The sequence below is a fragment of the Actinomadura sp. NPDC023710 genome (genome assembly GCF_040639875.1).
GTDB lineage: Bacteria > Actinomycetota > Actinomycetes > Streptosporangiales > Streptosporangiaceae > Spirillospora > Spirillospora citrea.
In genome coordinates, this window is record NZ_JBFAGB010000003.1 from 244326 (window position 1) to 257403 (window position 13078).

The following is a 13078-nucleotide window of genomic DNA, read 5'->3' on the forward strand; positions in this document are numbered from 1 at the left end:
CTGGTCCGCTCGTGGCCTTGGAGGCCGCCGTCAAAGGCCGTTCCGCCTACACGTCCGCGGGCTCGATCTGCCGCGGCTCGCTCGGCGTGGCGCTGCCACGACGGGCGCGGATCACCAGGGACCGCCCGCGCATTCCGCTGCCCTGGCTCGCGTGGTGCAGTCGTCTGAGGGCGAGCTGGTCGGGCCGCCCGGGGTAGGACGGCAGGAGCGCGGCGGGATCGTCCGCGCGCATCATGCCGTGATAGCGCATCAGCACGGCGCCGAGGAGCAGCTTCTCGGCGAGAGCGCCGCCGAGCCCGGCCTGGGTGGGGCGTACCGCGACGACGAAGGGGACCGTGACCAAAGATGCCGGCTCACTGCCGGTGCCGGTGCCGGTGTCGCGCACCGCGACGATCAGCTTCTCCACGGCCTCGGCGAACACGGGGAAGCGGGCCCAGCGCCGCAGGGCGGCGATGTCCGCACTGCTCATCGCGCCGTTCCACCCGATGGCGCTGTACTGCGTGCCCGGTGCGTTGCGCGCGAGCTCCACCTTGCCCTGGAGCTCGTCGGGGATCTGTTCCGGCCCGACGGGGATCTCCACGCGGGTGACGGCGGCCGGACCGGCGCCCGCGGCCTGGGTGATGATCTGCGCGATGGCCCCGGTGAAGGCGCTGTCGCCGGGGAGCCGCTGCAGATCTCCGGCGGCGGCGTCCGAGGGGCCCTCCCAGACCAGGGTCAAGGTCTGCGCGGGCAGGAAGTCGATCAGCGCTTCGAGCCGGCTGGGCAGGTTCCCGGCGGGGGCGCTCACCGGCTCGGTGACGTACCAGCTCTCGAACAGCTGCCGGATCTTCGCCGCGTCCGACGCGTTCACCAGCCCGACCAGGGCGTCGCGGTCTCCCCTCGTCATCACCCCGGCGAGCAGCAGGCGCCCGCGCTCGTCGATGGCCACCCGGTTGCGGGTGTCGGGCGGCAGATTCGCCGTGGAGTAGCCGCCGCTCAGCTGCTCCTCGCTCACCTGGACCAGATCGACCGCCAGGGGGAAGTCGCCGAGAGCGCCCTCCGGGGGCGTCAGCGTGGTCCGCGCCACCAAGAAGCGCTTGCCGAGCTGGCGGTGGGCGAACTTCTCGGCGACCGGGTCGTAGAAGCACTCGGCCTGCACCTCGATGTTGCCGCTGAACAGCTCGACGATCTGGTAGACCACCTCGGGGTCGGGCAGGGCGCTGAGCTTGCGCGCCGTCGCCTCGCCGGTCGCCGGGTCCGGCGCCTCGCCGGGCCAGCGCACCTGGGCCTCGTCGGGCAGGCTGTCCCAGAACCTGCGCAGCGGGATGGTGAGGGTGCGCACGCGGGTGTCGGACTGGAGCCGGGCGTCGCCGGGGACCCCGGCGGGGAAGGGCGGCAGCCGGTGCCACACGATGTCCGCGCCGCTCACGGTGGCGTCCGGCACGGGCGAGCGGTAGGTCAGGTCGCGCTGGGTCACGCTGTTGACCGGCGAGACGGTGCCGTCCGTCTGGGCGATCACCAGCAGGCGATGTTCGTAGTAGAACGGCAGGGCCCGCCACTGCAGGGCGAGGACGCCCTGCGAGAAGTCGCCGACGCGCTCGGGCAGATCGAGGCCGCGCAGCTCGTCCTGATCGGCCGCGCCGTCGAGGACGAGATGGTCCGGCCGGCTCGGCAGGTGGTCCGGGATGGCCGGGTACTCGCCCTCGACGAGGCGCACGGGCAGCTCGTGCTGGTGGTCCTCGGCGAAGCCGCGCACCCACTGGTACCAGCTCGGGTAGCCGAAGCGGCGCAGCAGGCTGAAGGCGAGCCTGCGGAAGGCGAGCCGGCGGGCGAGGGTCTGGTTGCGCTCGGCCAGGGCCTGCTCGTGGTGCCGGGCGACGATCACCTCCCAGATCGCGCCGGGCGCCGGCGGCCGGGCCGGGGTGGCCGCCTCGTCGAGCCGGCGCGAGCTGAGGATGAGCGGAGCGTCGACGGCCTGCGTGCGCTCGATCACCACGTCGAGCCCGCCCGCGGCCGGGTCCACCTTCACGGCCGGGGTGTCGACCTCGGCGGCGGCACGGCCGGGGAAGAGCGTGGGCGAGCGGCGCAGGCTCTGCCAGAGCAGGTCGTAACGGCCGTAGGGCTGGAAGTAGTAGCGCAGCGTGTGCGCCCAGCGGTCCTCGAGCAGCTGGGTGTGGGTCAGGCGGCCGCCCGCGTCGGGCGTGGCCGGCGCGGGTGATCCCGCGCGCGGGTAGGCCGTGGCCGCCCAGGGACCGGCGCCCGTCTTGGCCAGCCCGTCCGCCGTCTCCTCTATCGCGCCGCCGGCGTCGAAGAAGCGCGCCGTCCAGGCCAGGACGTCGGGCAGCGCCTTGACGATCTCGGCCTCGCCGGTGGGGACGTTGACCTTGCCGGTGTCCGGCACCTTGGGGTCGTTGCTGTTCAGCGTCTCCAGGTAGTACTTGAGCCGCAGCCACTGGACGTGCTCGGGCAGGCCGTCGTCCGCGGTGGCGAACACCTTGGCCAGCGCACCGGTGGCCACGGTGAAGTGGTTCGTGCGCTCGTCGGTGGGGCCGAACTCCTCGCTCCGCACCGTCCCGGCCAGGCTCTCCGCTGCCGGGAGGTCGGCCGGGGCGAGGGAGGGGCGCAGAAGCCTCATCTGGTCGGCGCCGAGCATGGTGCGGGCGCTGAGCAGCTTGCGGCCCGGATCGTAGTTCAGCAGAGGCGCGATCGCCGGGTCGAAAGGCTGGGGATCCACGCTCAGCCGGGCCGACGGGCGCACCTCGATCGTCGCGGGCAGTGCCGCGCCGCGCAGGAGCAGGGCCGCCTCGCCGTTGAGCGGCAGCCTGACCGTGCGGGTGATCGGAGCCGGCTGCGGCTCCAGCTCCAGCTGGCCGGTCCCGCCGTCCGGCCGGTCGACCAGGCTGCAGGGCGCGGTGAGCGTGAAACGCACGTCGACATCGGTGTTCGAGCGCCCGCTGATGGTGACGGCGCGGTAGCGCAGCCGCTGCCGCACGGTGGGCCGCAGGCTGAGCTGGACCAGGGCCAGCAGATCGTCGCCGTCGGCCGGCCGCTCGCTGAGCTGGACGCTGCGCCCCGGCTGGAACAGCAGCTCGACATGGAGGTGACGGCGGAGGGCGGCGAAGGCCGCGGCGTCGGGGTCGGGGTCGGGGTCGGTCTCGCCGCTCCCCATCTGCGCAAAGAGCGCCTGGAGCAACTCCAGCAGCTTCGGGCCGCGCAGGGCGCCCGTGACGGGGTCGTGGAGGCTGAAGGTCACCGCCAGGCCGAGGCGTTGGAGCGCACCCCAGCCATAGCGGTCGGCACCCGGCGGGCAGCTGGCCAGGAAGTCGGCCAGGTCGTGGGGCAGCGTCGGCGGGCTGACCTGCAGGGCGGCGGCGTAGCCGTCCGACAGGCGGCCCTGGGGGCCGGTGCCGCTGCCGGGGCGCATCCCGCGCAGCCGCTCCACGAGGCGTTCGAGCAGCGGGTGCAGCGCCGTCTCGCGCTTCCCGCCGGGCCGGGTGACGCCCTCCCACTCCGGCCACTCCAGATAGGAGTCCTGCCAGGAGTACCAGGGTCCGCGCTCGTCCTGGACGCCCTGGGCGGAGGGATCGGGCCGGCGGCGACGCTGGACGGCGCCGGGATACCAGGCCTCCCACTGGCTGGTGTTCAGCGTGTCGCCGGGCATGAGCGGCAGGTCGTCGGCCGGGAGCATCTGGACCTCTTGCAGGAGCCGCAGTTCCTCGGCGAGCCGGGCGGCGCCGGCGAAGGCATCGGTGGTGGCCTCGTCGATGTTCAGCTCGTACAACCGGTAGCCGGCGTTCAGTTCGAGGGGGTAGGCGGCGTCGCCGCTCGGACCCTGGTTCCAGCGGAACCGGATCGCCCGGATCCCCAGGGGGTGCGGCCGGAACCCCACGATCGCGCCGATATCGCCGGTGAAGACGAACGGTGCCGGGCCGGCCGTCGCCGCGTCGGATCGATCAACGCTCGGGAGCGGCATCGGTGTGTGGGCCAGGCCGGGCTCTGCGCGCTCGTCCTCGGGCCGCACCACGTCGAAGGCGGTCGGGCGCGGCAGCCACTCCAGCTCGGCCGGGCGGCGTTCCTCACGCGGGTTGCCCGAGTGCTCGATGCGGTCGGTCGGCGCGGGGGACGTGGGCGGCGCGGCCACCGCTTCGGCGGCGAGCAGGAGCTGCACCGGCGCCAGGGCCGAGGGCACGTCGCGGTCAGAGATCGTCTGGAAGAAGACCCGCCACGCCTCGGGGCGCCACGCGCCGTCGGGCAGCACGCCCCGCTCGCGCAGGACGGCGACCGGGACCACCGCCGCGCGCGCGCCGGGCGGCCCGAAGACGTGATCGAGGTCGATCTTGATGTCGGTGGGCAGGGGGCGGGCGTTCGACGTCGGCAGGCCGGCGGTGCGCCCGCGCTGGGTCGTGCTGTCCAGCCCGTAGGAGCCGATCGGCACGGTGCTCTCGCGACGGAAGATCAGCCGGTGGGTGCGGATCGGAACCGCGGGACCGTTCTGACGGGCCGGCTCGCTCCACTCGACGTAGACCTGGCGCGGCGACATCACCTGCGGGGTCGCCACGCTTCCCGCCGGGTCGAGGTCGGACGGCGCGATGCTGTAGCTCACCGTGAGGTCGCCGTCCACCGGCACCGCGGGAGGGGTGTTCGGGTAGCGGGTCGCGATCAGGGTCAGCGGGCGCCCGGAGCCGCCGGCGAAGTCGACAGGTGTGATCGTGTAGACGTAGCCGCGCCCCTCGCGCGGCAGAGCGGCGCGGTCGCTCGCCGTGTCGGAGAAGTGGTCGACCACCTGGAAGCGCGGCTGCAGCAGCGAGAGGGTGTCGGTCGGCGTGGCCTGGTCCGCCCCTTCGGCACCGGCCACGTCGGTCGTGTGGCGGTGCAGCACCTTGACCGGCTTCACCGTGGTGATGCGCTCGGCCTCGTCACCGTCGAGGGCGCGCCGGCGCACGAGATAGTGGGCCAGGTGATGGTCGGGGTCGTTCTGGGCCCGGCTCGTCCCCGGCGCGGCCTGGCGTCGCCAGCTCAGCTCCCAGGCGAGAGCGATCGTGCTCGCGTCGCTGTACTGGCGCACCTGCTCGAACTCGGGCGGGAACAGGTCGAACTGGGCCTGCGCGACGTTGAAGGTGCGCACGCCCTCGCTCGCCGGGCCGGGCGCGGTCGCCGCGGGCCGCTCGCGCTGGCTGATCGACGGCTGGGCGGCCATGCCGGTCCCCACCTGGTCGAGCCAGGAGGGCCGGCGGCCGTCGGCGGTTCGCACCGCGAACACCAGCCCCATCTGGAAGGCCAGCGAGCCGGCGACCAGCTTGGCGCGCTCGCTCTGGCTGCTCTCGGCGTGGAACGCGCGCAGATCGGAGATGATGTCGTGGATGATCACGCCGCGCAGCTGGTGGGCCTGCTGGTCGGCCTGGACCGGGCTGACGGCGCCGGGATCACCGTCGTCCTGGGCGACGCCGTCGGCGGCGTAGATCGTCGAATGCGGATCGAAGGCCGACTCCAGCAGTTGGCCGTACAGCTCCTGGGGGTCGCGCTTGAGGAAGGGCGAGCCGCTGAACTGCTCGTACGCTCCGCGCACGGCCGCCTCGAAGGAGCTGTCGGAGGGGTTCTGCACCCGCGGGTCGCTGACCGGGGGGCGGTAGCCGGGCAGCGCGCCGGGATCGCCGGCCGGGCGGGCGACCGCGCCGTCTCCCGCGCCGGCGTAGGTCTGCTTGAAGGCGTTGGCGAGGTGCTGCGCGAGGCTGAGCCCGTCCTCCAGGGGCGTGGGGGCGCCTGGCTCCCCCGTGGCCTGGTTGACGACGCGGCGCTCGGCGGAGCCGCCGGTGTAGAGCCGCGCGGCCCAGTTCACCCCCCAGGTGATCGGCTCGCCGGCGGCGACCGCGCCGCTCACGTCGACGAACCGCGGATCGGGCAGGGGCTCGAAGTGCCGCAGCGTCAAGCTCTCGCCGGCCGCCGGCTTCGGCACGCGCAGGGCGAAGTCCTTCCCGACCACGGTGCCCTCGGCGGGAGGCGGCGGCAGGAAGCCCGGCTCGGGCTCCGCCACCGGGAAGCCGTCCTCGTCGAGTTCGAGCCCGCCCTGCGCGTCCCGGTGCAGCCGTTCGCCCTGCGGCAGCAGCACGAAGTAGATCTGGTGCTCGTCGTCCCAGCTCGGCGAGTCGCGCAGCACGAAGATGACGTAGCCGGGCACATGGAACACGTCGCCTTCGGCCGGGGCCGACGCCGCTGCGCCGAGCACGGCCGCGAGGGCGCGCGGCGGCAGGGCGGGACGACGCGCGGACGGCGTGCGGGTGAGGGCCGCCGCGGCGTCCAGCGCACCCTCGGTGCCCGGCACCGGCTCGACCTCGGTGGCCTCCAGCCCCAGCGACAGGAACTCCTTGGTCCGGTCGAGGGCGGCCTGGACGTTCTCCTCCTCGAAGGCCACCTTGACGGTGGCCTGGAGGCTGTGGCCGCAGCAGGAGACGCCGACGGTGCCGACGCCGCGCACACCGGGCACGCTCAGCCCCTTGACGCCGATCTCCAGGCCGGCGCTGAACGTGATCTCCAGGCTGAAGCTGAACGAGAGCCGGATGGTGGTGAAGACCAGCGGGATCTTGATCCAGAACTCGATGGCGAAGGCGATCTGCACCTCCAGCCCGATCGCGCCGTAGACCGCCGAGTTGGTCGTGGGGTCGCGGAAGTCGATCACGCCGATGTAGCGCGCTCCGAAGGCCACCCGTGCGGTGGCGCTGATCCGCATGCCGACCAGCCCGAGGTCCACACCGGCGCTCAGTTCGAGACTGCCGCGGGCCAGGAAGCTCGTCCCGAGCACCATCTCCGTGGTCGAGACGCGGAAGATGAATCCGCCTTCGACCTCCACCGCCAGCGGGCCGAGCTTGGTGTGCCAACGCAGCATGTTGGGCCAACCCAGCTCGTAGTGGAACAGGCCCGGCTCGATCAGCAGGGTGGCCGAGAAGCGGCTGTTGGCGATCGCGTCGCGTACGAAGTCGGGCAGCGGCGGGTGGTTGCCCGGCTTGCCGCCCTCGGGCTTGGAGATGTGGGCCAGGAAGCGCTTCTGGCGCGGCGAGAGCAGCACGAAGCCGCTCAGGATGGGGTTCTCGCGGACGCCGTCCTTGTTGTCGACGTAGTCGGCGTAGTTGGTGTTGAACCAGCCGCGCACCGCCATGAAGAAGGTCAGGTCGCTGCGGAAGGCGATGATCGCGTCGACGAGGAAGACGCAGGCGAGGTCGGCCTCGGCGAAGGCCTCGTAGCGCAGGGGCGAGGCCGAGGCCGAGGTCTGCGAGATCATCGCTCGCAGCACGATCGTCCAGCGTGGATCCTGACCGGCCTCCTCCAGGTCCACCGCCCAGCGGTCGCGCTTGGACAGATCTCCCTGCGTGCGCGAGAGGCCCTCCAGGGTCTTGAGCAGCTTCTTGACGTCGTTCTCGGCGTCGGCGGCCTTGATGGAGGCGATGGTGAAGCGGTAGCCGAAGCCCATGCCGATCTCGCGCAGATAGATCTGGATGACCGGGATCATGAAGCTGACCTGGCGGATCTCCAGGTAGAGGAACCAGGCCCGCAGCCATGGCGAGCCGGCGCCGCGGCGCACGCGCAGGAAGCCGAAGCTGGCCGCGATGGCCGGCAGGCCCTGGATCTGGACCAGGCCCTCGCCGATCAGCCCGGTCTGGTCGGGCTCGTCGACGAAGTCGACCGCGCCGTTGAGCCGGAAGGCGGCGCCGAGTGCCAGGTTCACCGCCAGGCGCGTGAAGTGGATGCGCGGCAGGAACTCGCCCGGCAGCGGCAGGCCGATGAACAGCTCGTGGTAGTCGGGCCGCGAGTCCGGCGTGTCGCCAGGGCCCTGGGCGAACTTCAGCTGGCCGGTCACCTGCATGGCTCCGTCGCCGCCGAAGAACTCGCACTGCGGCACGAAGCCGATCGCGCGCAGCTCCATCTCGAAGCAGCCGAGGAAGCTGAACGACTTGGGCTTGGGCAGCTCGATCAGGAACTTCACGTGCTTGCCGATCACCCGGGCGTCACCGGTGAGCGGGCACTGGACCAGGTCGATGCGGGTCTTGCCGAGCAGGGCCAGCGGCCCGTCGGGGTCATCGCCCGGGGCCGCCACGAACTGGGCGGATCCGGTGATGGTGAAGTAGAGGTGGAAGGCGCCGTCGTCGACGAACCGCAGGCCCAGGGCGTCCACCGAGAACTGGAAGCGCGTGCCCTTGCAGTCGAGCAGCTTGACGCCGCGCAGGTTCGCGGCGCCCTGCACCAGGGTCAGGTTGCCGCCCTCGCGCTGGGCGAACTGCAGGGCGATGTCGGCCGTGGCGTCGCCCACGAGGTCGGGCGGCAGCGGGCCCGAGCCGGCGATGGTGAAGTCGGCGATGCGGTTCTCGCGGATCACGAAGCCGCTGTCGGTGAAGCGGAAGCGCGTGCGCAGGCCGTTGAGCCGGGCCGGCCGGTCGGTGACGGTGGCGGCGAGGTTGACGCCCTTCGGCGTGAGGGCGAAGTCCCGCACGCTGAAGGTGATGGGCTCCTCGCTGGCCCGTGTGAAGTCGAGCTCCAGCACGGACCCTTCGGGCTGCTGGATCTGGTAGTGGTAGTCCTTCGTGGCGATGGTGAAGTAGTGGAAGGTCTTGTCGCCCAGATCCCTGCCCTTGAACCGCCAGCGCATCCCGAACAGATCGGGGAACTCGCGCTCGGGCTCCGGGGAGCGCAGCTCGATCCCCTGGTCGTGGTCGACCTTGAGGGCGAAGGTGCTGAGGTTGAAGGTCAGGCGGCACAGCAGGTCGAAGCTGAGGCTGAGGACGCGCAGCCGCACCCCGATGTCGAAGCCGACCTCGCCCTGGGGCAGGGTGATCGGCAGCCCGTCGAGCGGTGTGCGGAGATAGAGCTGCAGGAACTGGGCGTCCTCGCCCTGGCCCTGCTTGAGGAAGGGCAGGGTGAACGCTCCGCCTGCCGCGTCGATGTTGACGCTCAGCCGTGCGGTCCAGTCCCCCTGGAGGTCAGCCGGGTCGAACGCCACGGGCGTGCAGAGGGCGGCCGGGTCGTTGAGGTCGAGCGGGGCGATCGGCGTGGTGAGCTGGCGGAAGAAGCCGGGCAGCTTCGCAGCGCCGAGCGCGACGTCCAGCAGCACCAGGCTGCGCGGCCCGTCCGCCGGTTTGAGCGTGACGCTGAAGAGAGGCTTGTCGGGCGGCGGGGGCGGCTCGTCGTTGTGCAGCTCGCGGTCGCCGTCGCGGCCCCAGGCGAAGGTGCTGCCCGCCGTCACCGGCTCGCCCCCGGCCAGAGTGACGACGAGGGCGGCGCGGCCGAGCCCCGCGCCCTGGCGCAGCAGTAGCAGCGAGAAGCGGCTGGACGCCGGCAGGCCCACGTCGAGGCCGGGGAGCGCGAAAGCGGCGCCGGGGGCGGCCGCCTGCCAGTCGAGGCGCAGCTCTTCGAGGCCGTCGCCGATGATCAGGCGCAGGGTGACCTGCTGCTCGCCCGCCGGGCTTCGGTCGCCGAGGTTGGGGATGAGCTGCCCGAGCAGCCTGTTGAGGCCGCCCTCCTTCCACTGCAGGACCAGGCACGCCTTGCCGCCCGCGCGGTGGAAGCCGACCGTGGCGCCGTCGATCACCAGCCCGGTATCGCCGATCATCACGGGATGGGGCAGCTCAGCGGTGAACGGCGCGTCGAACTTGATGCCGTCCTTGCCGGCGCTCCCGCTGAGCTTCGGCATCGCGAGCTGGACGAACGGACGTCCGGGATCGGGCTCATAGCGGGCGTCGCCGCCGTTCGTCACCTTGCGCATCGGGCGCAGCAGCTCCGTGCCGAAGCGCAGCGCGACGGGCACGTCGACCACGCGCAGGACGGTCTGCGGCAGCACGTCGATCTCCAGGCCCAGCTCGGCGGGCGCACCATCGCCGCGGGCGGGGAACAGCACGAGGCTCACCGCGTCGAGACCGGGCAGACCCAGAACGAGTTCCTGCTCGAAGAGCAGGCGGGTGGTCAGATTGACCTCGCCGGCCTTGGCGGTGGTCTGCGGCGGCTCGATCCAGACATGGTCGAGCGTGGCCGGGTCGGGGGGCTTGGGCAGGAAGGCCGGCCACTTGCTGCCCAGGAAGTCATTGAGGGTCACGAACATGCTGCTGCTGCTCATGGCAGGCAACCCCCCCACGCCTCGCGCGAGTCGACGTCGGCGTAACGGTCGTATTTGTCCTGATCCTTGCTACTGAGCACCGTCTGTGTCGTGGGGAGCGGGATGGGGGTGAGGGCGGTCGGCAGGGCGACCCCGCTGCCCGGCGTGCCCCAGGTGCTGTCCCAGACGTTGAGCGCCTTGTCGATGTCGGCGATCTTCTGCTGGTCGGCCGGGCCGAGCAGGCCGAAGTGGTCGCTCCAGAGCCGCGTCCGGTACTGCTGCACCAGCACGTCATCCTCGTCGAGCAGGCCCACCGCGTGCTCGACGTCGCTGTAGAGGCTGCGCCGGAAGGCGTTGGCCGAACCGATGATCGCCCAGTGGTCGTCGACAATCGTGCTCTTGGTGTGCACGATCAGGTCGCGGCTGAAGGCGCGCACCCTGCCCCGCTGCTGGCCGTTCAGGTCGTGGAGCAGGCCCTTGAACAGCGCGACGTTGGCGTACGGAGGGAAGTGCGGGTCGTTCGGGTCGGTGATCCCGGTCACCAGGATCACCTTGAGATCGTTGCGGGCCTTGAGCGCCTGGTTCAGCCAGATCATCACTTCGACGGACCAGAATCCCTGGTCCTCGATGTAGACGTAGTTCTCGGCGGTGAGGATGGCGTTGAACCAGGCGGAGCGCACCTCGAAAAGGCCGTCGGGAGCGAAGGAGATCTTCTCGTTCTCGGGCAGGATGTTGAAGGTCGTGTAGTTGAAACGCGGCACGGTGCGCAGCGACTGGACGTGGTGTTTGCCAACCGGCGTGGTCGGCAGGGTGCGCGCCGGGGCGGTGGGCGTGCTCGGTAAGTGGCTGGCGATCTTCTCTTCGGCATAGCGAAAGGATCTGACCTTTCGCGCCTTGACCTCGTTCCACATGCTCCGGTACAGGTCGTACATCGCCTGCACCGCCGGGCCCTCGACCTTCGCCTGCACGTCGTGCCACTGTGCGGGGGGATGCGGTTGGGCGCCGTGGCGATCGCCTACCAAATCGAGCCCACCGGTGTAACCGATGGCGCCACTGCCGTTGCCGACGAGCACCATCTTGGTGTGCACCGCGCCGGCGGAGTGGGAGATGATGTTCAGGCAGGCCTTGCCGGCGAGGGCGGGCGCCTTGCGTAATTCACGGATCGCGGCCATCGTGCCCACGTTGACATCGCGAATACTCCCCGCCCCATTCTGGATCGACGCGGTCAGTACGAAGTAGTCGGCCATTACGGAGGACGACACCCAGCCCAGGACGCGGACGTCGACTCCGGCCGCCGCCTTGGCCTTGAGCAGGTCGACCAGGTGGTTCGGGTCTCCGGGGCCGTCGAGGGAGAACGGGTTCTCCAGCCCGATCGAAGGCCCTGTCGAGGCGCCCGACGAGCCGGGCGAGGGGTTGACCTTGCCACCCATGAGATGGAGCCACCAGCCCGCGATGTAGAGGAACTGGTTGCCGTTCTCGCTCGGCGTCCCCTGGCCCAGGGCGGCGATCTGCGCGGCGAGGTCGGCGAAGTAGGCGCCGCCGTCGATCAGCGGGGTGACCCGGCAGCCGGCGAAGGTGGCCGGCAGCGGTTCCGAAGGGGGATTCGTATCGTCGGGCTGAACGAAATACTTCTTTTTCAGAGCATCGATATCAGCCACCAGACGGGCCCCCGAAGCTATATGCGACCACAACAACAGAATTCAGCATTCTGGTTGCAGAAGATGGCAGACTAATATCGATCAGGAACGACGATCAGCCCCGGTCGATGAGGTGGAACCAGCGATGACCTGATTTTCCCACCGGGAGGCCCATCTCCACAACTGTTCGGCCCGATCCGGTCAACCGGGCTTCCCTCCGCCAGATTGTCATACTGTGTGCTATTTGTCCCCGGACCGGGACGTGGATGTCGACGTTTTATTCGACACGGCACCGATGATCTCGTCGCGAGATTAGGGAACCGTGAATACCCTCGCCCCGGGCAACGCGGTGGGAGCGGTCATCGGATCAGAGCCTCACCAGCATCTTGCCGACGTTGCCGCCGCGCATCATGTCCAGGAATGCGGCGGGCGCCTGCTCGATCCCCTCGGCAACGGTCAGCTCGGTTCGCAGGGATCCGTCGGAAAGCCAGCCCGCGGCCTTGCCGATCCACTCGGGAAACAGGTGGAAGTAGGAGTTGACCAGCATGCCGCGCAAGGTCGCGTTCTTGGCGGCCAGCTCGAACAGGTTGCCGGGGCCGGAGACGGGTCCGGTGGCGTTGGAGGCGCTGATGGCGCCCACCATCGCGATCCGGCCGCCGTCGCGCAGCGCGCCGATGGCGGCCACCAGGTGGTCGCCGCCGACGAGGTCGACGTAGAGGTCGATGCCGTCGGGAGCCGCCTCGGCGAGGCGGTCGGCGACGGAACCGGCGCGGTGGTCGATGGCGGCGTCGAATCCGAAGTCCGTCAGCAGCCTGCCGGCCTTGGCCGGCCCTCCCGCCGACCCGATCACCCGGGAGGCTCCGAGCATGCGGGCGAGCTGGCCGGCGATGCTGCCCACCGCCCCGGCCGCGGCCGAGACGAAGACCACGTCGCCCTGGCGCACCGGCGCCACCTCGGTCAGGGCCGCGTAGGCCGTCAGCCCCGTGGTGCCCAGCACGCCCAGATAGGCTTCCGCCGGGGCGAGCCCGGTGTCCACCACGGTGGCCTCGGCGGCATCCAGGGCCGCGTACTCGCGCCAGCCCAGGAAATGCACGACGGTGGACCCCACGGGGACGTCCGGGGAGCGCGAGTCGATGACCTCGCCCACCGCCGAACCGTCCATGGGAGCGCCGAGACGGAACGGCGGCAGGTAGGACTCACCGTCGTTCATCCGCTCCCGCATGTACGGGTCCACCGACATCCAGGTGTTGCGGACCAGAATCTGCCCATCGGCGAGTTCGGGGACCTCGGTCGTGGCCAGCTCGAAGTCCTGCGGCCGCGGCTCACCGACGGGGTGGGCGGCCAGACGGATCTCACGGTTTGCGTACACGGTGCTCTCCCAGTTCGT

3 protein-coding genes are annotated in these 13078 nt (G+C 71.1%); all 3 read right to left on the bottom strand.

The window, feature by feature from the left end:
- Positions 1-46: 46 nt before the first annotated feature.
- Positions 47-10075 carry a hypothetical protein gene (locus tag AB0H37_RS05240; protein WP_360611519.1) on the bottom strand — a complete coding sequence of 3343 codons (10029 nt, stop codon included), beginning with the start codon at positions 10073-10075 and terminating at the stop codon, positions 47-49.
- Positions 10072-11712 carry a phospholipase D-like domain-containing protein gene (locus AB0H37_RS05245; RefSeq protein WP_360611521.1) on the bottom strand — a complete coding sequence of 547 codons (1641 nt, stop codon included), beginning with the start codon at positions 11710-11712 and terminating at the stop codon, positions 10072-10074. The genes AB0H37_RS05240 and AB0H37_RS05245 overlap by 4 nt, the downstream gene beginning before the upstream one ends.
- Positions 11713-12058: 346 nt before the next feature.
- Positions 12059-13060, bottom strand: a complete 1002-nt coding sequence (locus tag AB0H37_RS05250; RefSeq protein ID WP_360611523.1) for an NADP-dependent oxidoreductase — start codon at positions 13058-13060, stop codon at positions 12059-12061.
- Between the last annotated feature and the right edge of the window lie 18 nt (positions 13061-13078).

Coding starts and splice junctions, on each gene's coding strand:
- AB0H37_RS05240 (WP_360611519.1), bottom strand. CDS start 10,075: ATGAGCAGCAGCAGCATGTTCGTGACCCTCAATGACTTCCTGGGCAGC.